The following is a 21,839-nucleotide window of genomic DNA, read 5'->3' as shown; positions in this document are numbered from 1 at the left end:
CGGCAGATCGTTCGACCACGGCCTCCGGCCACCGCCACGGCCACTGCGCAGAAGGGCTTCGGCCGGTCGGACGGTCGGTCGTCCGGCCGGCCGTGACCGGATTCCGGTCAGCCCCGGCGCAGCAGTCGTGAGGCGCCCGCCGCGACCGTCGTGGCCAGTATCCAACCCAGCAGGACGAGCACGGCCGCCGCCCATTGCCAGCCGCCCTCCATCCGCCAGTAACCGTCCTGGCCGAGATTGATGACCGGCACCAGCAGATCCAGTGCGTACAGCGCCGGATTCCACTGCGGATGCTCATCCTGCTTGATCGCCGCCGGGACGTGCTGGGCGAAGGCCAGCGCACCCGCCGCCCACAGCACCGCCATCCACACCGCGGCCCGCCCCGGCCGGTAGCCGTACGCCACCGTCCAGTCCTGGAGGAAGCCCCAGAGCTTCGCGGCGGGCGGCAGCGTCTCACGGCGCCGCCGCTGCTTGGCCAGCAGCACCTCGCGGGCGTCCGCGTCCTCCCCGCAGTTGCGCAGCACCGTGGCGAGGCGTTCGTACGGCTCCGGTACGTACTCCGGGGTCGCCGCCGCCACCCACTCCAGGCGCCGGGAGAGCGGGAAGTGCCCGTACGGGACGAGGTTCTCGTACACGAAACCGCCCATCGCCAGACCGCCGGGCCCCGGCCAGCTGGTCGACACATCGATCAGCGTGACGACCTTCGCGCCGTTCAGCACGACCCGGCCCTCCTCCGGCCGTTCCGCGTTGAAACGCAGCTCCGGGGTGACGATCCGGCGCAGCGACAGCTCCTCGTGCCTGGCCAGAACGAACCGTGCCTTGTGCAGATCGACCGCGTCGCCGAACCGTCCGTCGTCCAGGCGCACCCCGCCGCGGCACTCGAGGATCTGCGAACGCGTGCCGCGCGCCGGGGTCGGCGCCATGACGATGCCGTACGGGGGAGTGGTGCCCTGGTTCCCGGTGTCGATGCTCACCCACGCCTCGCTCATGTACAGCGTCCGCTCCACGGTCAGCTGAGGGGCGTTCAGTGCGCGCCGCCCCTCCCTGCCCCGCAGCCGGCTGCCGCGCAGACTCAGCGAACCGCCGACCTTCGCCCCGCGCAGGCTCAGCTCGCCGCGCGCCTCGACCATCTCCGCCTGCAGGTCCTGGGCGACCGCCAGCCCGTCACCGGCGAGGGCCCGCCCGCCCCGGTCGGGGCCGATCTCGATCTGGTTGATCAGCAGATCGGTGCCGATCTGTGCGTCGGTGAGCCGGATCCCGCGCTTGATGCGGCAGCGCGGCAGATGCAGATCGCCCTCGGTGCGCAGCCGGGCCGCCTCCAGCCGCGGCATCGCGCAGCCGACCATCCGCAACGTCGTGAAATGGCATTCGGGCAGCACCACCTCGTTCTCGAAGCGGCAGCCGGTCAGCTCGACGTACGGCGCGACGCGCCCGCCCGCGAGATCCAGGGTCCCGGTGATCCGTACACCCCGGAGCTTCAGCGCGGCGACCCGGCCGGGCCGCGGTGGTGGCCCGGACAGCAGCAGCCGGGCGACGACGCGCCCGTCCACGCTGCGCTCCGGTCCCCAGGTGCGCGGCGCGAACGGATCGTCCCGCGCCGGGTCGCGGGCGCGCAGATCGTAGGTGCTGCCGTTCCGGAAGGCCTGCCACATGCCCAGCTCGGCCGCGCTGAGACCGTCCGGAAAATCGCCGTCGTGCGGTTCGGTCACGGGGTGCCCCTTCCGCTCGGAGCTGTTCTTCCCTCTGGGTGACGACGTGAACGCTATTGGTCAGCGGTGACACCCGGGAGATGTATCAGCCAGTGATACGGGCGACCGGACGCCGGAGGCGGTCTGCGAGAATTGCGGTGTGATCTCTCGAATCGATCTGCGCGGCAACGCCCTCCCCGAGGGTGGAGCCCTGCGCGACCTGCTGCCCCGTGCCGAGTTCGACGTGGAAGCCGCTCTGGAGACGGTGCGGCCCATCTGCGAGGACGTACGCCATCGTGGCTCGGCGGCAGTGATCGAGTGGGGGGAGAAATTCGACGGCGTACGGATCGACTCGATCCGGGTCCCGGCCGCGGCGATCGCCGAGGCTCTGGAGCGGCTCGACCCCGCTGTACGGGCCGCCCTCGAGGAATCGATCCGCCGCGCCCGCCTCGTCCACCGCGAGCAGCGCCGTACCACGCACACCACCCAGGTCGTACCCGGCGGCACCGTCACCGAGAAATGGGTGCCGGTCGAGCGCGTCGGACTGTACGTACCGGGCGGGCGCTCCGTCTACCCGTCCTCCGTGGTCATGAACGTCGTACCGGCCCAGGAGGCGGGCGTCGAGGGCATCGCCGTGGCATCCCCGCCGCAGAAGGACTTCGACGGTCTGCCGCACCCGACGATCCTCGCCGCCTGCGCCCTGCTCGGCGTAGACGAGGTGTACGCGGCCGGCGGCGCCCAGGCCGTCGCGATGTTCGCCTACGGAACGGCCGAATGTCTTCCGGTGAACCTCGTCACCGGCCCCGGCAACATCTACGTCGCCGCCGCCAAGCGCCTCCTCAAGGGCCGGATCGGCATCGACGCCGAGGCGGGCCCCACCGAGATCGCGATCCTCGCCGACTCCACCGCCGACCCGGTGCACGTCGCCGCCGACCTGATCAGCCAGGCCGAACACGACCCGATGGCCGCTGCCGTCCTCGTCACCGACTCCGAGGAACTGGCCGCAGCCACCGAGGCCGAGCTGAAGCCGCAGGTCGCCGCGACGAAGCACATCACCGACCGGATCGAGCCCGCACTGGCCGGCCGCCAGTCCGCGATCGTCCTGGTCAACGACCTGGAGGACGGCCTCAAGGTCGTCGACGCGTACGCCGCCGAGCACCTGGAGATCCAGACCGCCGACGCCGCCGCGCTCGCCGACCGGGTCCGCAACGCCGGGGCGATCTTCGTCGGCCCGTGGGCCCCGGTCTCGCTCGGCGACTACTGCGCGGGCTCCAACCACGTCCTGCCGACCGGCGGCTGCGCCTGCCACTCCTCGGGCCTGTCCGTGCAGTCCTTCCTGCGCGGCATCCACATCGTCGACTACACGCGCGACGCGCTTGCCGAGGTCACCCACCATGTCGTGACCCTCGCCGAGGCGGAGGACCTCCCCGCCCACGGCGCCGCGCTCAAGGCCAGGTTCGGCGGAGAGGTTCCGCAGCAGTGACGCACAGCAACACCACCCGTATTGACGATCTCCCGATCCGCGACGAACTGCGCGGCAAGTCCCCGTACGGGGCGCCGCAGCTCGACGTACCCGTGCGGCTGAACACCAACGAGAACCCGTACCCGCTGCCCGAGGCGCTCGTCGACCGGATCGCCGAGCGCGTCCGCGAGGCCGCCCGCGGCCTCAACCGCTACCCCGACCGGGACGCCGTCGAGCTCCGTACGGAACTGGCCCGCTACCTCAGCCGCACCGCCGGGCACGAGGTCGCCCTCGCCAACGTCTGGGCGGCCAACGGCTCCAACGAAGTGCTCCAGCAGTTGCTGCAGACCTTCGGCGGCCCGGGGCGCACCGCGATCGGCTTCGAACCCTCGTACTCCATGCACGCCCTCATCGCCCGCTCCACCGGCACCGGCTGGATCTCCGGACCGCGCAACGAGGACTTCACCATCGACGTCGAGGCCGCCCGGAAGACCATCGCCGAGCACCGGCCCGACGTCGTCTTCATCACCTCGCCCAACAACCCCACCGGCACCGCCGTCGACGCCGAGACCGTACTCGCGCTGTACGAGGCCGCCCAGGCGGCCAAGCCGTCGATGGTCGTCGTCGACGAGGCGTACGGCGAGTTCAGCCACCACGCCTCGCTGCTCCCGCTGATCGAGGGCCGGCCGAACATGGTGCTCTCGCGCACGATGTCGAAGGCGTTCGGCGCCGCCGGACTGCGCCTGGGCTACCTCGCCGCCGACCCGGCCGTCGTCGACGCGGTCCAGCTGGTGCGCCTGCCGTACCACCTGTCCTCCGTCACCCAGGCCACCGCGCTCGCCGCCCTGGAGCACACGGATACGCTGCTCGGATACGTCGCGCAGCTCAAGAGCGAGCGCGACCGGATCGTCACCCGGCTGCGCGCTCTCGGCTACGACGTCACCGACTCGGACGCCAACTTCGTCCAGTTCGGCCGCTTCGCCGACAGCCACACCGCCTGGCGGCAGATCCTCGACCGGGGCGTCCTGGTCCGGGACAACGGCGTACCGGGATGGCTGCGGGTCTCCGCGGGCACCCCGGCAGAGAACGACGCGTTCCTCGATGCGGTACGCACGCTTGTAAATGAGATCGCCAAGAAGGAGCACGACGCATGACTCGCGCGGCCCGCGTAGGAAGAGTCGAACGCACCACCAAGGAAACCTCGGTACTCGTCGAGATCAACCTCGACGGCACCGGCAAGGTCGAGGTGTCGACCGGGGTCGGCTTCTACGACCACATGCTCGACCAGCTCGGCCGGCACGGACTCTTCGACCTCACGGTCAAGACCGACGGCGACCTGCACATCGACTCGCACCACACCATCGAGGACACCGCCCTCGCCCTGGGCGCCGCGTTCAAGCAGGCCCTCGGCGACAAGGTCGGCATCTACCGTTTCGGCAACTGCACCGTCCCGCTGGACGAGTCGCTGGCCCAGGTCACCGTCGACCTGTCCGGACGCCCGTACCTCGTGCACACCGAGCCCGAGAACATGGCGCCCATGATCGGCGAGTACGACACGACGATGACCCGGCACATACTGGAGTCCTTCGTCGCCCAGGCGCAGATCGCCCTGCACGTCCACGTGCCGTACGGGCGCAATGCCCACCACATCGTGGAGTGCCAGTTCAAGGCACTCGCCCGGGCCCTGCGCTACGCCAGTGAGCACGACCCGCGCGCTGCCGGAATTCTTCCTTCCACGAAGGGCGCGCTGTGACCGGCCTCAACACCATCCTGATCCTGGTCGGCCTGTTCCTGGCCGGCGGGGTCTACTCCTTCTCGAAGCAGAAGATGCCCAAGGGCGTCATCGTCCTGCTCGGGCTCGCGTCCGTGATGTGCCTGGTGGCAGGCGTCATGCGGATCCAGGGACTCTGGGACTGAGGTACGACTTGTGAGCGACAAGAAGAAGAGCGACAAGAAGAAGGTCGTCGTCTTCGACTACGGCTTCGGCAATGTCCGGTCCGCCGAGCGGGCCCTCGCCCACGTCGGCGCGGATGTCGAGATCACCCGCGACTACGAGAAGGCGATGAACGCCGACGGGCTGCTGGTGCCCGGCGTCGGTGCGTTCTCCGCCTGCATGGATGGGCTGAAGAAGGCCCGCGGTGAATGGATCATCGACCGCAGGCTCTCCGGCGGCCGCCCCGTCATGGGCATCTGCGTCGGTATGCAGATCCTCTTCGAGCGCGGCATCGAGCACGGTGTGGAGACGGAGGGGCTGGACGAATGGCCCGGCACCGTCGCCCCGCTGAAGGCCCCGATCGTCCCGCACATGGGCTGGAACACCGTACGGTCCCCCGAGGACTCCCAGCTCTTCGCAGGTCTCGACCCCGAGGCCCGGTTCTACTTCGTGCACTCCTACGCCGTGCACGACTGGAGCCTGGAGGTCACCAACGCCAAGATCCGCGCACCCCGGGTCACCTGGGCCACCCACGGCGAGCCGTTCGTCGCAGCCGTGGAGAACGGCGCCCTGTGGGCCACCCAGTTCCACCCCGAGAAGTCCGGCGATGCCGGCGCCCAGCTGCTGACCAACTGGATTGAGACGCTGTAATGCCGAAGCTTGAACTCCTCCCCGCCGTCGACGTCCGCGACGGCCAGGCCGTCCGCCTCGTCCACGGCGAGTCCGGCTCCGAGACCTCCTACGGTGACCCCCTGCAGGCCGCCCTCGCCTGGCAGCAGGCGGGCGCCGAATGGCTGCATCTGGTCGACCTGGACGCCGCGTTCGGCACCGGTGACAACCGGGCGCAGATCGCCGAGGTCGCCCGCTCCATGGACATCAAGGTCGAGCTCTCCGGCGGCATCCGCGACGACGCCTCGCTCGCCGCGGCCCTCGCCACCGGCTGCACCCGGGTCAACCTCGGCACCGCCGCCCTGGAGACCCCTCAGTGGGTCGCCGAGGTCATCGCCGAACACGGCGACAAGATCGCCGTCGGCCTCGACGTCCGCGGCACGACACTGCGCGGCCGCGGCTGGACCCGCGACGGCGGCGACCTCTACGAGACGCTCGCCCGCCTCGACTCCGAGGGCTGCGCCCGCTACGTCGTCACCGACATCGCCAAGGACGGCACGCTCCAGGGCCCCAACCTGGAGCTCCTGAAGAACGTCTGCGCCGCCACCGACAAGCCCGTCGTCGCCTCGGGCGGCGTCTCCTCGCTCGACGACCTGCGGGCCATCTCCTCGCTCGTCCCGGACGGCGTCGAGGGCGCGATCGTCGGCAAGGCGCTGTACGCGAAGGCGTTCACCCTCGAAGAAGCGCTGCAGGTGGTCTCCGGATGAGCGACTCCGTCAACCGCATCTCCTCCGGTGCCCCCTGGGAGGACAAATTCGGCTACTCCCGCGCGGTCGAGCTGCCGAACGGCCTCGTCCTGGTCGCCGGCTGCACGTCGGTGGAGAACGGGCAGATCTCCGCGGGCGGCCCGTACGAGCAGACCGTCACCTCCTTCAAGGTCGCCTTCGACGCGCTGAAGCAGCTCGGTCTGGGCCGTGAGGACGTCGTCCGCACCCGGATGTACATCACGCACGCCCGGGACGTGGACGAGGTCGGCCGCGCCCACAAGGAGCTCTTCGACGACGTCCGCCCCGCCGCGTCGATGATCATCGTGTCCGGTTTCGTGGACCCGAGCCTGGTCGTCGAGGTCGAGGTCGAGGCCTACCGGGCAGGTGCGCGGTGACTCTCGCGGTACGCGTCATTCCGTGCCTGGACGTCGACAACGGCCGGGTCGTCAAGGGCGTCAACTTCCAGAACCTGCGCGACGCGGGCGACCCCGTCGAGATGGCGAAGCTGTACGACGCCGAGGGCGCCGACGAGCTGACCTTCCTGGACATCACCGCGTCCAGCGGCGACCGGGAGACCACCTACGACGTGGTGCGCCGCACCGCCGAGCAGGTCTTCATCCCGCTCACGGTCGGCGGCGGCGTCCGTACCGCCGACGATGTCGACAAGCTGCTGCGGGCCGGTGCGGACAAGGTCGGCGTCAACACCGCGGCCATCGCCCGTCCGGAACTCATCCGGGAGATCGCCGAGCGCTTCGGCCGCCAGGTCCTGGTGCTCTCCGTGGACGCCCGGCGCACGCCCGCGGGCACCTTCGAGGTCACCACGCACGGCGGCCGCCGAGGCACCGGCATGGACGCCGTCGAATGGGCGCACCGGGCCGCCGAACTGGGCGCGGGCGAGATCCTGCTCAACTCGATGGACGCGGACGGCACCAAGGACGGCTACGACACCGAGATGATCGCGGCGGTACGGGAGCACGTGACCGTCCCCGTCATCGCCTCCGGCGGCGCGGGCCGGCTCGCGGACTTCGCGCCGGCCATCGCGGCGGGCGCCGACGCGGTGCTGGCCGCGTCCGTCTTCCACTTCGGTGATCTGCGGATCTCCGAGGTCAAGGGCGCGCTCAGGGAGGCCGGACACCCGGTCCGCTGACCGCAGCACTCATCGATCGCCGGGTGGAGCCGTTTTCGGCTCCATCCGGCGATCGGCGTTCCGAGGGCGGTCGCGTCGCACCTCCGGTCGCGGCAGCGCACTGCAAAACCCAAAACTTTTATTGCGCAATAAAAATTGCGCAAGTTTCCCTTCCTGTCTACGGTGGAAGGCATGGCAAGCAATGAATCGCGCCGGATCTCGGATCTGGGGACCCTGAAGGCGTTCGGGCACCCGCTGCGGATGAAGCTCTACCGGGCGCTCTACATCACCCGCGAGGCCACCGCCTCCCAGCTCGCCGAGCAGGTCGACGAGCAGGTCTCGCTGGTCAGTTACCACCTGCGCAAGCTCGCCGACCACGGTCTGATCGAGGAGGCCGAGCAGCAGGGCAAGGACGGCCGCGAGCGCTGGTGGCAGCCCGCTTCGAAGGGGCTGACCTTCCACGAGGAGGACTTCAGCGACGCACCCGAGAAGGTCGCCACCCACGCCGCTGTCGGCCGGCTCTCGTTCGACCAGCACGTCGAGCTGTACCGCCGCTACATCGATTCGGCCCAGAGCTGGCCACAGGAGTGGCGCAGCGCCGCCTCCGGTTCCGAGTACCTGGCCCGGCTCACCGCCGAGGAGCTCGCCGCGCTCAGCCGTGAGGTGCACGAGGTGATCGACCGGTACGAGGAGCTCGGCCGTGCCCGCGACGAGGCGGGCGACACACAAGGGCGCGAGAACGTCGCCATGCACCTGTACGGATTCCCGTTCCGCATCTGAGCCGGCGCCCCGAGAGGACGACCTTCATGACTGTCACCGCCACGGCCACGAAAGCTCCCGAACGTCCCGCCCACCGCGACGGCAACGTCCTGCGCTGGCTCGGCGCCTACACCGCGTCGATGATCGGCGACAGCGTCTACTACATGGCGCTCGCCTGGGCCGCCGCCCGCACCGGCAGCGCCACCCAGACCGGACTCGTCCTCGCCGTCGGCTCCATACCCAGGGCCTTACTGATGCTCGGCGGGGGAGTGCTCGCCGACCGGATCGGACCGCGCCGCGTCGTCATCGGCAGCGACGCCGCCCGCTGCCTGGTCGTGCTGGGCCTGGCGGGCGCGCTGCTGCTCACCTCGCCCGCCGTGTGGATGCTGATCGCCGTCGCGCTCGTCTTCGGCGTGGTCGACGCCCTCTTCCTGCCCGCCGTCGGCGCCCTGCCGCCCCGGATCACCGCCGCAGGACAGCTGGCCCGCGTCCAGGGGCTGCGCGGACTCGCCGCCCGCACCGCCAATGTCGTCGGAGCCCCGCTCGGCGGCGTCACGGTCGCCGTCGGCGGCCCGAGGCTCGCGTTCGCCGTGGCCGGGGTGCTCTTCGCCGTATCGCTGCCGCTGCTGCTGTCCCTGCGGATCAGCCCCCTCCCCGCCCGGGAGAGCGCCGAACCGTCCGGCAACGCCTGGCGCGAACTGGCCGACGGGCTGCGCCACATCCGCCGCCACCCCGTGCTCGGACCGCTGATGCTCGCCGTCGCCCTCAGTGAACTGGGCTTCGCGGGCCCGCTCAACCTCGGACTGATCCTGCTCGTCCGCGAGCGCGGCTGGGGCGCGTCCGGCATGGGCTGGATCGTCGCCGCGTTCGGCATCGGCGCCGGTGTGTCGGCCCTGCTGCTCGCCGTGCGCGGCAGGGTGCCACGGGCCGGGCTGGCGATGTGCCTGACCATGCTCGCGGGTGCGGTGGCCATCGGGGCCCTGGCCTACGCCCCCTCGGTGGGCCTCGCCGTCGCCGTCGCCGTCTGCATCGGGCTCTTCGCCGGCCTCGGCGGCTCCCTGTGCGGCGCCCTGATCCAGACCGCTGCCGACCCCGCCTACCTGGGCCGGGTCACCTCGGTCTCGACGCTCTTCACCCACGCGATCGCCCCGCTCAGCTACCCGGTCACGGGAGCCGCCGTCGCGGCCTGGGGGACGGGCCCGGTCTTCGTCACCAGCGCCGCGGTGTGCGCGGCGGGGGCGACGGCCGCTCTGGCCTTCACCCGGCTGCGCCGCGCCGAACTCCCGCGCTGACCCGTCCCTGTACGCCCTACATCCCCAGCTCCGCCGTGTGCAGCCGGGCCATCGCCTCCTTGTCGCCCTCGAGGTCCACCGTCGCCGCGTCCTGCCGGCCGAACGCGAAGAGCAGCAGCTCGCCCGGCTCGCCGGTGACCGTCACCACCGGGGTGCCCTTGTGCGCCACCGCCGTCTGGCCGTCCGGGCGGCGCAGCACCAGCCCCACCGGGGATTTGCGGCCCAGCAGCCGGGCCGTCCTCTCGGCGCGCGACCAGAGCACATCGGCGAAGACCGGGTCCAGCTCCCGCCGCGACCAGTCCGGCTGGGCCCGGCGCACATCCTCGGTGTGGACGTAGAACTCGACGGTGTTGGCGGCCTCGTCGATCTGCTTCAGGCCGAACGGGGACATCCGCGGTGGTCCGGTACGGATCAGCTGGATCAGCTCCTCGTACGGCTTCGCCGCGTACTCCGCCTGCACCCGTTCGAGGCGGTTCTTCAGCACGCCCAGCACCACCCCGCCCGCCGCGTCCGGCCGGCGCTCGCGGACCACCACATGGGCGGCCAGGTCCCGGGTCGTCCAGCCGTGGCACAGGGTCGGGGCTTCCGGTCCCGCCGCCTCCAACAGGTCGGCGAGCAGAAGTCGTTCACGCTTCGCATGGGTCGACATGCTCGCCAGCGTACGACCGTCGCACGCGGTCCGCCCAGTGGACGCTGCACAGAGCCGCTCCCGCGGCCACGGCACAATGGGCGCATGACCAGCGCGCCCACGCCCAGAACTCCGCCGCCGTCCGGCAGTCTCGACCCGGCCATCGCCGCTCGCCTCAAGCGCGGTGCCGACGGCCTCGTCCCGGCGATCGCCCAGCAGTACGACACCGGTGAGGTGCTGATGCTCGGCTGGATGGACGACGAGGCCCTGCACCGCACCCTCACCACCGGCCGCTGCACCTACTGGTCCCGCAGCCGTCAGGAGTACTGGGTCAAGGGCGACACCTCGGGCCACATCCAGCAGGTCAAGTCCGTCGCCCTCGACTGCGACGCCGACACCGTCCTCGTCAGGGTCGACCAGACGGGTGCCGCCTGCCACACCGGCGACCGCACCTGCTTCGACGCAGACGTCCTCCCGCTCGCTCAGTAGGGTCAGCCGTCATGGATCTCGATACCTTCCGCAAGCTGGCCGTCGACCGGCGCGTCATCCCCGTCAGCCGCCGGCTCCTCGCGGACGGCGACACCCCGGTCGGGCTCTACCGCAAACTCGCGGGCGAGCGCACCGGCACCTTCCTCCTCGAATCCGCGGAGAACGGCCGCACCTGGTCGCGCTACTCCTTCATCGGGGTACGCAGCGCCGCCACCCTCACCGCACGCGACGGACAGGCCCACTGGCTGGGCACCCCGCCCGTCGGCGTCCCCGTGGACGGCGACCCGCTGCAGGCCCTGCGTGCCACCATCGAGACCCTGCACACCCCCCACGACCTGGTCGTCGACGACGGGCTGCCCCCGTTCACCGGCGGCATGGTCGGCTATCTGGGTTACGACATCGTGCGCCGACTGGAGAAGATCGGCGACAGCGTCGAGGACGACCTGCACGTTCCCGAGCTGACCATGCTGCTCACCTCGGACCTGGCCGTACTCGACCACTGGGACGGCAGCGTCCTGCTGATCGCCAACGCGATCAACCACAACGACCTCGCGACCGGCGTCGACGAGGCGTACGCGGACGCCGTCGCCCGTCTCGACGCCATGGAGCAGGATCTCTCGCGCCCCGTCGAGAACGCCCCCGCCGCCCTCCCGCCGTCCGAGCTGCCCCCGTACACCGCGCTGTGGGGCGGCAAGGCGTACCAGGACGCCGTCGAGGACGTGAAGGAGCGCATCAGAGCCGGCGAGGCCTTCCAGGTCGTCCCCTCCCAGCGCTTCGAAACCCCGTGCACGGCAAGCGCGTTGGACGTCTACCGGGTGCTGCGCGCCACCAACCCGTCGCCGTACATGTACCTCTTCCGCTTCGACGGCTTCGACGTCGCGGGCTCCAGTCCGGAAGCCCTCGTCAAGGTCGAGGACGGACGCGCCATGGTCCACCCGATCGCCGGTACCAGGCACCGCGGTGCCACCCCGCAGGAGGACCAGGCGCTCGCCGACGAACTCCTCGCCGACCCGAAGGAACGCGCCGAGCATCTGATGCTCGTCGACCTCGGCCGCAACGACCTGGGGCGGGTCTGCGAACCCGGCAGCGTCGAGGTCGTCGACTTCATGTCGATCGAGCGGTACTCGCACGTGATGCACATCGTCTCCACCGTCACCGGCCGCGTCGCCGAGGGCCGCACCGCCTTCGACGTCCTCACCGCGTGCTTCCCCGCGGGCACCCTCTCCGGCGCTCCCAAGCCCCGCGCGATGCAGATCATCGAGGAGCTCGAACCGACCCGCCGCGGACTGTACGGAGGCTGTGTCGGCTACCTCGACTTCGCCGGGGACTCCGATACCGCCATCGCGATCCGGACCGCCCTGCTCCGCGACGGCACGGCATATGTCCAGGCCGGAGCAGGTGTCGTCGCCGACTCCGACCCGGTCGCCGAGGACACCGAGTGCCGCAACAAGGCCGCCGCGGTGCTCCGCGCGGTGCATACGGCCAACCGGCTCCACGGAGCATGAGGCGGTAAGGGATAGTGGAGGGCGTGAGTGCCGTCCCCGTACCCCAGCCCCGTGCCCGAGCCGTCACCGCGTCCGACGTCGCGGGAAGCCGCCGCAGCCTGGCCGTCGGCCTGCTCCTCGGGGCGGCCGGCGCCACCGTCGTCCTGCTCGCCTCCGGCCAGACGTGGGCCGAGGGCCGAGCGGCCGTCGGTGGCGGCTCCCTGCCGCTGACCGCCGACGGCCAGGACGTCACCGGCCTTCCGGCGGCCCTCGCCATCGTCGGCCTGGCCGCCCTCGTCGCCGTCTTCGCCGTCCGCAGCGGCGCGCGGCTGATCGTCGCCGGGCTCCTCGCCCTCAGCGGCCTCGGTGCCGGACTGAGCGCCTGCCTCGGTGCCTCCGACAGCTCGGCGCTCGACGAGAAGGCCGCGCAGACCACCGGCGACGCCTCGGCGACCATCGAGGCCCTCAGCCACACCGCGTGGCCCTACGTCACCGCAGCCGGCGGCCTGCTGATCCTGCTCGCCGGGCTGCTCGCCCTGCGGTACGGGAAGCTCTGGCCCACCATGTCGGGACGGTACGAACGGGACGGCACCCCCCGCCCCCGCAAGGCCGCCCGCACCGCCCCGGACCCGGACCGGCCCGAGGACCTGTGGAAGGCCCTGGACCGCGGCGAGGACCCGACGCGCGAGGCATGACCCCCAGCTCACGTCGTACACGCACGTACGGGACAATGAAGCCGAGCTTTCTGCACAGCGGCACCAACAGCGGCACCAGCTTTGCGTACAGCGATACCAACAGCGCATCACCAACAAGGAGCAACTCATGGCGGGCAGCAGCCACGGACACACCCCGGCCGCCTGGACCGGTGTCATCATCTCCTTCATCGGCTTCTGCGCCGCAGGCGTCTTCATGGTCGCGGCCAACCCGATCGGCTTCTGGGCCAGTATCGCCGTCATCCTCCTCGGCGGGATCGTCGGCCTCGCGATGAAGGCCGCGGGTCTCGGCATGCCGAAGGAGTCTGAGGAGATGGCCCAGGCCAGGGCTCGCGCCGGGCAGGCCCAGATCTCCTGACGCACGCACCACCCGTACGAATGCGAGGCGCAGCCCGGCCCGGGCTGCGCCTTTCCGCATCAGCGGGGACAATCACCGCGTGGACGCATCGCCTACTCCAGCCGCCGCAGCGCCGGCGCCGGGCTCCCGGCCCGCCCCCGGCCACCCGCCGATGTCCGGACATCCGCTGATGCCCGGCCGGCAGCCGTCCCCGCCGGTCCTCCCTCCGGCCCCTGCCCCCGTCTCGCGTTTCCGGCGGCTCGCCACCCCGGTGGGAGTCATGGCCGCCGTCATCGGGGCGTTCGGCTACGTCGGTGCCGTCGACCCCAATCAGCCGGGCCACTACCCGGTCTGCCCACTGCTCCGGTTCACCGGCCTGTACTGCCCGGGCTGCGGCGGGCTGCGCAGTGCCCACGCCGTCGCGCACGGCGACATCGCCGCTGCCCTCGGCTCGAATGCGCTCGCCGTCCTCGGCTACGGGATCTTCGCCGTCCTCTGGGTGGTCTGGATGGCCCGCGCATCCCGGGGCAGGCCCATGAGCATCGCTGCGAAGCCCGTCGTCTGGTGGGGGACCGGGGCCGTGCTGCTGATCTTCTCGATCGTCCGGAATCTGCCGTTCGGATCGGTGTTGGCGCCTTGAATGCCCAGGTAATGGGACATTCGACGACTGGATTCGGGCCCTTCGGCCTCCTGCGGATAGCATTGACATGGCTGATCCTGTTCCCTTATCACCGTCCCGGAAGGGGGCCGCTCGCGTGAGTGTGCTCGACGAGATCATCGATGGCGTACGCGCCGACCTCGCAGAGCGGCAGGCGCGTGTCAGCCTCGACGAGCTGAAGGAACGCGCAGCGCGCGCTCCTGCGGCCAAGGACGGAGTCGCCGCCCTGCGCGGCGAGGGCGTGACCGTCATCTGCGAGGTCAAGCGCTCAAGCCCCTCCAAGGGGGCACTTGCCGCGATCGCCGACCCGGCCGCGCTCGCCGCGGACTACGAGGCGGGCGGCGCGTCGGTCATCTCGGTCCTCACCGAGGAGCGCCGCTTCGGCGGTTCCCTCGCCGACCTGGAGGCCGTTCGCGCCAAGGTCGACATCCCGATCCTGCGCAAGGACTTCATCGTCACCTCGTACCAGCTCTGGGAGGCCCGCGCCTACGGCGCCGACCTCGCTCTGCTGATCGTCGCCGCCCTCGACCAGGAGGCCCTGGTCTCCCTGATCGAGCGCGCCGAGTCCATCGGCCTGACGCCGCTGGTCGAGGCGCACGACGAGGAGGAGGCGGAACGAGCCGTGGACGCCGGAGCGAAGATCATCGGTGTCAACGCGCGCAACCTGAAGGACCTCAAGGTCGACCGCTCCACCTTCGAGCGCGTCGCCCCCGAGATCCCGGACCACATCGTCAAGGTCGCCGAGTCCGGCGTCCGCGGCCCGCACGATCTGATCGCGTACGCCAACGCGGGTGCCGACGCGGTGCTCGTGGGCGAATCCCTGGTCACCGGCCGCGACCCGCGGGCCGCCGTCGCCGACCTGGTCGCCGCCGGTGCCCACCCGGCGCTCCGGCACGGGCGGAGCTGACCGCAACCATGTCCGCCGACCGTCCCGCGCCCCGTATCCGGCCGGGCCTGCGCCCCGCCGGAATGACGGCCCGGCTCCCGCATGCGCCGCTGGCGCGCGGCTGCCGCCCCCGCGGCTGCCGCGCCCCCGCCCGGCGCGTGCACGGCAGGCGCGTGCGGTACGTGATCGGCGACGAGCCCGGCCAGGTCAACGGCATGCGATGGCGCACGGGGTCCGCGCTGTAGCGAGCCCCGGCCGACGTACCTGCACCACTCCTGCCGTACGTACGACCGCACTGCCCGACCGCTCCCGGTCGCGGCGGCGCTCCGCTCACGGCGCATACGGTGAACCCACCCATTGCAATGTCGAGGAGCACGTCGGATGTCATCTGACTTCTTCATTCCGGACCCGGAGGGTCTGATCCCCAGCGCCGAGGGGTACTTCGGTGCGTTCGGCGGCAAGTTCATCCCGGAGGCACTCGTCGCCGCCGTGGACGAGGTCGCCGTCGAGTACGACAAGGCCAAGGCCGACCCGGCCTTCGCCGCCGAGCTCAACGAGCTCATGGTCAACTACACCGGCCGCCCCAGCGCGCTGACCGAGGTCCCGCGCTTCGCCGAGCACGCGGGCGGCGCCCGGATCTTCCTCAAGCGCGAGGACCTGAACCACACCGGCTCGCACAAGATCAACAATGTGCTGGGGCAGGCTCTGCTCACCAAGCGCATGGGCAAGACCCGCGTCATCGCCGAGACCGGCGCCGGCCAGCACGGCGTCGCCACCGCGACCGCCTGCGCGCTCTTCGGCCTCGAATGCACCATCTACATGGGTGAGATCGACACCGAGCGGCAGGCGCTGAACGTGGCGCGGATGCGGATGCTCGGCGCCGAGGTCATCGCCGTGAGGTCCGGCTCAAGGACCCTGAAGGACGCCATCAACGAGGCGTTCCGCGACTGGGTCGCCAATGTGGACCACACGCACTACCTCTTCGGCACCGTCGCCGGACCGCACCCCTTCCCCGTCATGGTCCGCGATTTCCACCGTGTCATCGGTGTCGAGGCCCGCCGCCAGATGCTGGAGCGGACCGGCCGGCTGCCGGACGCCGCCATCGCCTGTGTCGGCGGCGGCTCCAACGCCATCGGGCTCTTCCACGCCTTCATCCCGGACGCGCACGTCCGGCTGATCGGCTGCGAGCCCGCCGGACACGGTGTGGAGACCGGCGAACACGCGGCGACCCTGACCGCGGGCGAGCCCGGCATCCTGCACGGCTCGCGCAGTTACGTCCTCCAGGACGACGAGGGCCAGATCACCGAGCCGTACTCCATCTCGGCCGGCCTCGACTACCCGGGCATCGGCCCGGAGCACGCGTACCTCAAGGACATCGGCCGCGGCGAGTACCGCGCGGTCACCGACGACGCCGCCATGCAGTCGCTGCGCCTCCTCTCCCGTACCGAAGGGATCATTCCGGCCATCGAGAGCGCCCACGCGCTGGCCGGAGCCCTGGAGGTCGGGAAGGAGCTCGGCAAGGACGGACTGCTCGTGGTCAATCTGTCCGGCCGCGGCGACAAGGACATGGACACGGCAGCCCGCTACTTCGGGCTGTACGGCGCGACCGACGGGGTCGTCGAGGCCGACGTGGCCGACGGGGAAGAGGAGATCACCAAGTGAGCGGCAATGTGGAGTTGTTGAGTTCGTCCCTCGCACAGGCGAAGGCGGAGAACAGGGCCGCGCTCATCGCGTACCTCCCGGCCGGCTTCCCGACGGTCGACGGCGCGATCGCCGCCGTGAAGGCGGTCGTGGCGGGTGGTGCGGACATCGTCGAGGTGGGGCTGCCGCACAGCGACCCGGTGCTCGACGGCCCGGTCATCCAGACCGCCGACGACATCGCCCTGCGCGGCGGTGTGAAGATCGCCGACGTGATGCGCACGGTCCGCGAGGCGTACGAGGCGACCGGTGTCCCGATCCTCGTCATGACGTACTGGAACCCGATCGACCGGTACGGTGTCGAGCGCTTCACGGCCGAGCTCGCCGAGGCGGGCGGCGCCGGGTGCATCCTGCCCGACCTGCCCGTCCAGGAGTCCGAACTGTGGCGCGAACACGCTGACAAGCACGGTCTGGCGACCGTCTTCGTCGTCGCGCCGAGCAGCAAGGACGAGCGCCTCGCCACCATCACCGCGGTCGGCTCCGGCTTCGTGTACGCGGCCTCGCTGATGGGTGTCACAGGCACCCGCGAGTCCGTCGGCGAGCAGGCCCAGGACCTGGTCGCGCGCACCCGCGCCACCACGTCCCTCCCGGTCTGCGTCGGACTCGGCGTCTCCAACGCCCGACAGGCCGCCGAGGTCGCGGGCTTCGCCGACGGGGTGATCGTCGGTTCGGCCTTCGTCAAGGGCATGCTCGACGCACCCGACGAGGAGGCGGGCCTGGCCGCGGTCCGCTCCCTGGCGGGCGAACTTGCCGAAGGCGTTCGAAAGCGCTGAAACGGGTGTAATCCAAATGGGTGGACCTGGACCCGGGGAGGCACGCACGTGCCTCCCCGGGTCGTTGCTGCGGGTGTGAGCGAGAAGAACGAACAGGGAAAAAGGGCCGCGCGAGACCGGCTCGTCCAGCAGCGGGAGCGCCAGAAGGCGCGCGAGCGCCGCAGGCGCAGGCTGATCGTCGGCGGTGGCCTGGTGGGTGTGCTGGCGCTGGCCGCCGTCGTCGGCGTGATCGCCGCGAACTCGGGCGACAACGGCAGCAAGAGCAAGACGGCGGGCCCCGCCGTCGCACCGTCCGGCGTGACCGGCAAGGACAGCCTGGCCATCCAGGTCGGCGCGGACGACGCCCCGTCCACGCTCACCATCTGGGAAGACTTCCGCTGCCCGGTCTGCGCCCAGTTCGAGAACGCGTTCCGGGACACCATCCACCAGTTGGAGAGCACCGGACAGATCAAGGCCGAGTACCACCTCGCCACGATCATCGACGGCAATCTCGGCGGCAGCGGGTCGCTGCGGGCGGCCAACGCCGCGGCCTGCGCACAGGACGTCGGCAAGTTCTCCGCGTACCACGACGTCCTCTACCGCAACCAGCCGCAGGAGTCCGTCGACGCCTTCGCCGACAACGCCAAGCTGATCGAGCTCTCCGGGAAGGTCCCGGGACTCGACACCGCCGCCTTCCGCAGCTGTGTGGAGGACGGCAAGCACGACAGCTGGGTCAAGAAGTCCAACACGGCGTTCCTGAAGGGTGGATTCGAGGGCACGCCGACCGCGCTGCTCAACGGCGAGTCGATCTTCCCGAAGAAGGGGAACGAACCGCTCACCGCGGCCAACCTGAAGAAGTGGGTCGCCGAGGCCAACAAGGTCGACAAGGGCAAGAAGCCGGGCACGGCCACCCCGGCACCGTCGGGCTCCTGAGCCGTGTCCGACAGGGGGAACAGATGACCTGCCTGTTACCCAGACGTTGTCGGGTGGGTTGCCCTACGCCCCACCCGGCAAGGTAGCGTCGACCCTGCCATGGACCTTGCTTACATTCCCAGCCCGTCGACCGGCGTGATCGAGCTCGGCCCGATCCCGCTCCGCGGCTACGCGTTCTGCATCATCATCGGTGTCTTCGTCGCCGTCTGGTTCGGCAACAAGCGCTGGATCGCCCGGGGCGGCAGAGCCGGCACCGTTGCCGACATCGCCGTCTGGGCCGTGCCCTTCGGCCTTGTCGGCGGCCGGCTCTATCACGTCATCACCGACTACCAGCTGTACTTCAGCGACGGTGAGAACTGGGTCGACGCCTTCAAGATCTGGCAGGGCGGCCTCGGCATCTGGGGTGCGATCGCGCTCGGCGCCGTCGGTGCCTGGATCGGCTGCCGCCGCCGCGGGATTCCACTGCCGGCCTGGGCCGACGCGCTCGCCCCCGGTATCGCCCTGGCCCAGGCCTGCGGCCGCTGGGGCAACTGGTTCAACCAGGAGCTCTACGGCAAGCCGACCGATCTGCCGTGGGCGCTGAAGATCAGCGAGGGACCCAACCGGGTCGCCGGTACGTACCACCCGACGTTCCTGTACGAGTCGCTGTGGTGCATCGGCGTCGCCCTGCTGGTGATCTGGGCGGACCGGCGCTTCAGGCTCGGACACGGCCGGGCGTTCGCGCTGTACGTCGCCGCGTACTGCGCGGGGCGGGGCTGGATCGAGTACATGCGGGTCGACGAGGCCCACCACATCCTGGGCGTACGGCTCAATGTGTGGACCGCGGGAATCGTGTTCGTGCTGGCGGTGGCGTACATCGTGATCTCGGCGAAGGTACGGCCGGGGCGCGAGGAGATCGTGGAACCGAACGCGGTGGACGCCGAAGGCGGCGAGGGTGCGGAGGGCGGTGACGTCGCGGGTGACGCGGACGGTGCCGTTGTGCCTGACGCGGACGCGGACGGCGGCGCCGGGCACGCCGAGGACAGTGCCGCGCAGGCGCCGGAGAAGAACGGCACCGCGGAGGCGGCGAAAAACGGCTGAGCCGTGTGCGCTTGAGGTGGGGCCCCGAACCTTCTGGATGCTGTTGGTTGATCCGGGGCCTGGCGTGACGTCGGCCTTCAAGACCCGGTTGTGGTCTTGAAGGCCGGCGTTGTCGTATGGGCGACCATCTGTCCTTCAGCCTGGCCTGGCCGCACCGCGCGCCTACCCGCACGGCTCTGATAGACGCACTGGGAGATTCAGCCCGCTACCTGATGTACGCGATCCGCGAGTACCCCGACGGCTGGGGCCTGGCCTTTCGGCCGGCAGACATGGTCGCCTCCGTCGGCCAGGTGAATGGCGACCACTGGGACGACTGGCTGGCCACCGAGTGCCCGGCTCTCCTCATCCACGGCACCCAAAGCGACTCGCTCAGCGCGGAGCATGCAAAGGCGATGGCGGCTCGTCGCCCCAACACCCGGCTTGCCGAACTTGCGACCGGTCACACCGTCCACGAGAGCGACCCCGTCGGCTTCGCCGCAGCAGTCCGTACGTTTCTCGACCCGCTGTGAGCCAGGCACAGCCATCCACGCGGCGTGACGGGAACCGGGCCCCCGTGACTGCGCCTGTCAGGGACACAAGCCAAGAGGACCCGGGCCGCCAAGCCATCCGCATCCGGCTACCCCACCAGGCGCCGCGCCTGCCACGTCGTGCGCGGGGCAAGCACCCACCACGCGAGCGGAAACCGGACCCGGCCGGTGCCGGCAGTCGTCCGGTCCGCCCCGTCGGGGGAGTCCTCGGAGGCGAGATCAGGGGTATTCGGGTCGGCCACGACCGTGAGTCCTGGCGACGGCCCCAGCACCGTGGCAGCCATCGGGCCGGAGATCACCGAAACGTGCGGAGCCGCATCATCAGCGTTGACGCCCGGCGAGACGGCGTCGGTGAGGCAGCCCACTGCGGGCGTCGGGAGACAGCGCCCCGGGGCCCGTCTCGGAACAGCGAGTCCTGGTCGAGATCGTCAGAACGGTGCGGCCGCTTGCAGCGGGTGGATTCTTGGTAGGACCCGTTGGTGGTGTCGTCGGATGTCATGGAGTGCGTGGCTGGGCAGACGGAGCTAACACATGATGGATCACGAGCAGGCCCACCGGCTCGTTTCGGCAGATGGAACAGATCACAGCGTCGACCCTGCCCGCCATCAGACGGCGGCCGGTGGGTGCCGTCTACCGCCGCCGCTTGTCCTCGGCGCCCCGGTACGTAAGCAGGTCGCCCGGCTGGCAGTCGAGGACCTCGCAGATGCGGGTCAGCGTGGTGAAGCGGATCGCGCGGGCCCGGCCGTTCTTCAGGATGGACAGGTTCACGTTGGTCACGCCGACCCGGGAGGCGAGCTCCGCAAGCGTCATGCCGCGTTCGCTGAGCATGCGGTCGAGATGGACCTCGATCGCATGGCTGTCGTTGTCGTCCGGCGCCATCACACCGTCCCTTCCAGATCTTCCCGCATGGCCACCCCGGCGCGCATGATGCGGGCGAACGTGAGGATGCCCAGCGCCGTGAAGACGAGTGCGTAGGGCGGCTGCCAGGTTCCCAGCCAATTGTCCGCATCGAAGGTGTAGTCCTGCGCCAGGGTCGCCAGTAGCGCCGTGTGCGCGCCGGCTTCCACCACCTCTGCGACCAGGCAGCCGAGCAGCAGCCACCAGCCCGCGGCCCGCAGGAGCTTGGCGGTCCGTGCGGTGAAGACGCCCTCGCGGGACGCGCCCTGTATCAAGCGGTTGAGCAGGAACAGGATGCCCAGGACCAGCAGCAACGAGGGGAAGCCGCCGAGGAAGTCGAACAGCCGCTGGGCACCGTCGGCGTGATCAGTGCAGTAGGACGGGCGGGTCATGACCTCGACCCCCGCATGGGGCCGGAACATGGCGGTGAACCCGTCCGTGCTGAAGTCCGAGCGGGACTCGGCACACACGTTCGGACCACCCCACATCAGGCGCAGCTTGGTACCGACCAGGGGGCCCACGGCACCGGCGACGAGGCCCACGAAAAACAGTCGGTAGACGCCCCGGACCACGGTGGCGACCGGCTCCAGCAGCCTGGCCTCGGCGCGGTCGCCATGTGACGGCGGTCCATCCGGCAGCTCGGACCCCTTGGTTCTCTGCACCTCAGCAGGCATCAGCAACCGCCTCTTCGTATCGAATATCGATGTTATCGAAGAACGATAAGAGCGAGTGCGGCGGTGGTCAACCCCTCCCGGCACCCGTCAACGAGCCCCAACGCCGCCCGGCGCATCTCCCCGAACCGGGGGGGCGTCACGCCGGATCCCCCGTGTATGGCGGCACCTTCTACATGTGCGGCAAGACCAGCATCTTTCGCCGGCAGCACAACGATGCCGGCCGCGCAAGGACCGACGTGCTGTCAAAAACCGTGAACACCAACCTCCCGCCCAGCCGGGTGCCTCCCAAGCTCGTGGACAACCGCTTTCACGACCTGGGTTCTGGCACACATTCCGTGAGCGATCTCGAGTCTGGCCTCACCGGACCCCGGTGACGCGTGGTTCGCGCAGCTCACATGACGCGCGCGCTTCCTGTTGGCGAGAGCCAGCAAGATCTTTCACGGAATG

The 21,839-nt window shown here is 70.5% G+C and carries 27 protein-coding genes; 22 read left to right on the top strand and 5 right to left on the bottom strand.

Going from position 1 to position 21,839, the window contains the following annotated elements; translation table 11 throughout:
* Positions 1-107: 107 nt before the first annotated feature.
* Positions 108-1,709, bottom strand: coding sequence for an oxidoreductase (locus ACIPEK_RS06435; RefSeq protein ID WP_401991383.1), 1,602 nt, complete (start codon positions 1,707-1,709; stop codon positions 108-110).
* Positions 1,710-1,848: 139 nt separating this feature from the next.
* Between ACIPEK_RS06435 and hisD the strand changes: the two genes are divergently transcribed.
* The 10 genes from hisD to ACIPEK_RS06385 all read left to right on the top strand — a co-directional run bounded on the left by hisD (position 1,849) and on the right by ACIPEK_RS06385 (position 9,636).
* Positions 1,849-3,171 (top strand): histidinol dehydrogenase, encoded by a 1,323-nt coding sequence (gene hisD, locus ACIPEK_RS06430; protein ID WP_401991380.1) that lies wholly within the window; start codon positions 1,849-1,851, stop codon positions 3,169-3,171.
* A complete protein-coding gene (locus ACIPEK_RS06425; protein ID WP_401991377.1) occupies positions 3,168-4,304 on the top strand; it encodes a histidinol-phosphate transaminase in 1,137 nt (378 codons plus the stop codon). Before hisD ends, ACIPEK_RS06425 begins: the two co-directional genes overlap by 4 nt.
* Positions 4,301-4,903 (top strand): imidazoleglycerol-phosphate dehydratase HisB, encoded by a 603-nt coding sequence (gene hisB / locus ACIPEK_RS06420; protein WP_093894918.1) that lies wholly within the window; start codon positions 4,301-4,303, stop codon positions 4,901-4,903. The genes ACIPEK_RS06425 and hisB overlap by 4 nt, the downstream gene beginning before the upstream one ends.
* On the top strand, positions 4,900-5,067 hold the full coding sequence (locus ACIPEK_RS06415; RefSeq protein WP_176740053.1) for a hypothetical protein: 168 nt from the start codon (positions 4,900-4,902) through the stop codon (positions 5,065-5,067). Before hisB ends, ACIPEK_RS06415 begins: the two co-directional genes overlap by 4 nt.
* Before the next feature lie 10 nt (positions 5,068-5,077).
* Positions 5,078-5,734, top strand: a complete 657-nt coding sequence (hisH, locus tag ACIPEK_RS06410; RefSeq protein ID WP_327275741.1) for an imidazole glycerol phosphate synthase subunit HisH — start codon at positions 5,078-5,080, stop codon at positions 5,732-5,734.
* The gene (gene priA / locus ACIPEK_RS06405) at positions 5,734-6,459 is read left to right on the top strand and encodes a bifunctional 1-(5-phosphoribosyl)-5-((5-phosphoribosylamino)methylideneamino)imidazole-4-carboxamide isomerase/phosphoribosylanthranilate isomerase PriA (protein ID WP_385653843.1); all 726 of its coding nucleotides are present in this window, start codon (positions 5,734-5,736) and stop codon (positions 6,457-6,459) included. The genes hisH and priA overlap by 1 nt, the downstream gene beginning before the upstream one ends.
* Positions 6,456-6,854, top strand: a complete 399-nt coding sequence (locus ACIPEK_RS06400) for a RidA family protein (protein WP_327275742.1) — start codon at positions 6,456-6,458, stop codon at positions 6,852-6,854. The genes priA and ACIPEK_RS06400 overlap by 4 nt, the downstream gene beginning before the upstream one ends.
* On the top strand, positions 6,851-7,606 hold the full coding sequence (hisF, locus tag ACIPEK_RS06395) for an imidazole glycerol phosphate synthase subunit HisF (protein ID WP_401991372.1): 756 nt from the start codon (positions 6,851-6,853) through the stop codon (positions 7,604-7,606). The genes ACIPEK_RS06400 and hisF overlap by 4 nt, the downstream gene beginning before the upstream one ends.
* 171 nt (positions 7,607-7,777) lie before the next feature.
* Positions 7,778-8,365: an ArsR/SmtB family transcription factor gene (locus ACIPEK_RS06390; protein ID WP_401991369.1), complete on the top strand. Its 588-nt coding sequence runs from the start codon at positions 7,778-7,780 to the stop codon at positions 8,363-8,365.
* Between the two features lie 26 nt (positions 8,366-8,391).
* Complete coding sequence (locus tag ACIPEK_RS06385; RefSeq protein WP_401991366.1) at positions 8,392-9,636, top strand: MFS transporter; 1,245 nt, start codon at positions 8,392-8,394, stop codon at positions 9,634-9,636.
* 16 nt (positions 9,637-9,652) lie between these two features.
* Here ACIPEK_RS06385 and ACIPEK_RS06380 read toward each other — a convergent pair whose 3' ends face one another.
* The gene (locus ACIPEK_RS06380; protein WP_401991364.1) at positions 9,653-10,285 is read right to left on the bottom strand and encodes a TIGR03085 family metal-binding protein; all 633 of its coding nucleotides are present in this window, start codon (positions 10,283-10,285) and stop codon (positions 9,653-9,655) included.
* An 84-nt stretch (positions 10,286-10,369) separates the two neighbouring features.
* On the opposite strand from ACIPEK_RS06380, the gene hisI reads away from it, so the two are divergent.
* The 12 genes from hisI (at position 10,370) to ACIPEK_RS06320 (ending at position 19,803) form a co-directional block, all read left to right on the top strand.
* Positions 10,370-10,753 carry a phosphoribosyl-AMP cyclohydrolase gene (gene hisI, locus ACIPEK_RS06375; protein WP_383067521.1) on the top strand — a complete coding sequence of 128 codons (384 nt, stop codon included), beginning with the start codon at positions 10,370-10,372 and terminating at the stop codon, positions 10,751-10,753.
* Between the two features lie 11 nt (positions 10,754-10,764).
* On the top strand, positions 10,765-12,258 hold the full coding sequence (locus tag ACIPEK_RS06370; protein ID WP_383067523.1) for an anthranilate synthase component I: 1,494 nt from the start codon (positions 10,765-10,767) through the stop codon (positions 12,256-12,258).
* A gap of 14 nt (positions 12,259-12,272) precedes the next feature.
* A complete protein-coding gene (locus ACIPEK_RS06365) occupies positions 12,273-12,932 on the top strand; it encodes a TIGR02234 family membrane protein (RefSeq protein ID WP_383067525.1) in 660 nt (219 codons plus the stop codon).
* Positions 12,933-13,059: 127 nt separating this feature from the next.
* Positions 13,060-13,308, top strand: a complete 249-nt coding sequence (locus ACIPEK_RS06360; protein ID WP_351258607.1) for an HGxxPAAW family protein — start codon at positions 13,060-13,062, stop codon at positions 13,306-13,308.
* Between the two features lie 79 nt (positions 13,309-13,387).
* A complete protein-coding gene (locus ACIPEK_RS06355; protein ID WP_401991359.1) occupies positions 13,388-13,927 on the top strand; it encodes a DUF2752 domain-containing protein in 540 nt (179 codons plus the stop codon).
* A 115-nt stretch (positions 13,928-14,042) separates the two neighbouring features.
* Positions 14,043-14,852: an indole-3-glycerol phosphate synthase TrpC gene (gene trpC, locus ACIPEK_RS06350; RefSeq protein WP_401991356.1), complete on the top strand. Its 810-nt coding sequence runs from the start codon at positions 14,043-14,045 to the stop codon at positions 14,850-14,852.
* An 8-nt stretch (positions 14,853-14,860) separates the two neighbouring features.
* The gene (gene trpM, locus ACIPEK_RS06345) at positions 14,861-15,076 is read left to right on the top strand and encodes a tryptophan biosynthesis modulator TrpM (RefSeq protein ID WP_327275751.1); all 216 of its coding nucleotides are present in this window, start codon (positions 14,861-14,863) and stop codon (positions 15,074-15,076) included.
* A 136-nt stretch (positions 15,077-15,212) separates the two neighbouring features.
* Entirely contained in the window at positions 15,213-16,493 is a 1,281-nt protein-coding gene (gene trpB / locus ACIPEK_RS06340; protein WP_383067530.1) for a tryptophan synthase subunit beta, read from the top strand.
* Positions 16,490-17,302 carry a tryptophan synthase subunit alpha gene (trpA, locus tag ACIPEK_RS06335; protein ID WP_093895626.1) on the top strand — a complete coding sequence of 271 codons (813 nt, stop codon included), beginning with the start codon at positions 16,490-16,492 and terminating at the stop codon, positions 17,300-17,302. The genes trpB and trpA overlap by 4 nt, the downstream gene beginning before the upstream one ends.
* Before the next feature lie 75 nt (positions 17,303-17,377).
* The gene (locus ACIPEK_RS06330) at positions 17,378-18,214 is read left to right on the top strand and encodes a DsbA family protein (protein WP_401991352.1); all 837 of its coding nucleotides are present in this window, start codon (positions 17,378-17,380) and stop codon (positions 18,212-18,214) included.
* A gap of 99 nt (positions 18,215-18,313) precedes the next feature.
* Positions 18,314-19,294, top strand: a complete 981-nt coding sequence (gene lgt, locus ACIPEK_RS06325; RefSeq protein ID WP_401991349.1) for a prolipoprotein diacylglyceryl transferase — start codon at positions 18,314-18,316, stop codon at positions 19,292-19,294.
* Between the two features lie 116 nt (positions 19,295-19,410).
* Positions 19,411-19,803, top strand: coding sequence for an alpha/beta fold hydrolase (locus ACIPEK_RS06320; protein ID WP_401991346.1), 393 nt, complete (start codon positions 19,411-19,413; stop codon positions 19,801-19,803).
* 107 nt (positions 19,804-19,910) lie between these two features.
* Here ACIPEK_RS06320 and ACIPEK_RS06315 read toward each other — a convergent pair whose 3' ends face one another.
* From ACIPEK_RS06315 to ACIPEK_RS06305, 3 genes are all read right to left on the bottom strand, one after another.
* Positions 19,911-20,063: a hypothetical protein gene (locus tag ACIPEK_RS06315; protein WP_401991343.1), complete on the bottom strand. Its 153-nt coding sequence runs from the start codon at positions 20,061-20,063 to the stop codon at positions 19,911-19,913.
* Positions 20,064-20,451: 388 nt separating this feature from the next.
* Complete coding sequence (locus tag ACIPEK_RS06310; protein WP_383046795.1) at positions 20,452-20,700, bottom strand: helix-turn-helix domain-containing protein; 249 nt, start codon at positions 20,698-20,700, stop codon at positions 20,452-20,454.
* Complete coding sequence (locus ACIPEK_RS06305) at positions 20,700-21,392, bottom strand: DUF2975 domain-containing protein (protein ID WP_401991339.1); 693 nt, start codon at positions 21,390-21,392, stop codon at positions 20,700-20,702. Before ACIPEK_RS06305 ends, ACIPEK_RS06310 begins: the two co-directional genes overlap by 1 nt.
* Positions 21,393-21,839: the final 447 nt, after the last annotated feature.

Origin of the sequence: Streptomyces sp. NPDC088246, from assembly GCF_044741025.1 — a bacterium.
Taxonomy (GTDB): domain Bacteria; phylum Actinomycetota; class Actinomycetes; order Streptomycetales; family Streptomycetaceae; genus Streptomyces.
The sequence above is the reverse complement of the archived record's forward strand: the minus strand, read 5'-3'. Positions and strand labels throughout refer to the sequence as shown.

Coding starts and splice junctions, on each gene's coding strand:
- ACIPEK_RS06320 (WP_401991346.1), top strand. CDS start 19,411: ATGGGCGACCATCTGTCCTTCAGCCTGGCCTGGCCGCACCGCGCGCCT.
- ACIPEK_RS06370 (WP_383067523.1), top strand. CDS start 10,765: ATGGATCTCGATACCTTCCGCAAGCTGGCCGTCGACCGGCGCGTCATC.
- ACIPEK_RS06390 (WP_401991369.1), top strand. CDS start 7,778: ATGGCAAGCAATGAATCGCGCCGGATCTCGGATCTGGGGACCCTGAAG.
- lgt (WP_401991349.1), top strand. CDS start 18,314: ATGGACCTTGCTTACATTCCCAGCCCGTCGACCGGCGTGATCGAGCTC.
- ACIPEK_RS06385 (WP_401991366.1), top strand. CDS start 8,392: ATGACTGTCACCGCCACGGCCACGAAAGCTCCCGAACGTCCCGCCCAC.
- ACIPEK_RS06310 (WP_383046795.1), bottom strand. CDS start 20,700: ATGGCGCCGGACGACAACGACAGCCATGCGATCGAGGTCCATCTCGAC.
- ACIPEK_RS06360 (WP_351258607.1), top strand. CDS start 13,060: ATGGCGGGCAGCAGCCACGGACACACCCCGGCCGCCTGGACCGGTGTC.
- ACIPEK_RS06305 (WP_401991339.1), bottom strand. CDS start 21,392: ATGCCTGCTGAGGTGCAGAGAACCAAGGGGTCCGAGCTGCCGGATGGA.
- hisB (WP_093894918.1), top strand. CDS start 4,301: ATGACTCGCGCGGCCCGCGTAGGAAGAGTCGAACGCACCACCAAGGAA.
- ACIPEK_RS06400 (WP_327275742.1), top strand. CDS start 6,456: ATGAGCGACTCCGTCAACCGCATCTCCTCCGGTGCCCCCTGGGAGGAC.
- hisI (WP_383067521.1), top strand. CDS start 10,370: ATGACCAGCGCGCCCACGCCCAGAACTCCGCCGCCGTCCGGCAGTCTC.
- trpB (WP_383067530.1), top strand. CDS start 15,213: ATGTCATCTGACTTCTTCATTCCGGACCCGGAGGGTCTGATCCCCAGC.
- trpM (WP_327275751.1), top strand. CDS start 14,861: ATGTCCGCCGACCGTCCCGCGCCCCGTATCCGGCCGGGCCTGCGCCCC.
- priA (WP_385653843.1), top strand. CDS start 5,734: ATGCCGAAGCTTGAACTCCTCCCCGCCGTCGACGTCCGCGACGGCCAG.
- ACIPEK_RS06380 (WP_401991364.1), bottom strand. CDS start 10,285: ATGTCGACCCATGCGAAGCGTGAACGACTTCTGCTCGCCGACCTGTTG.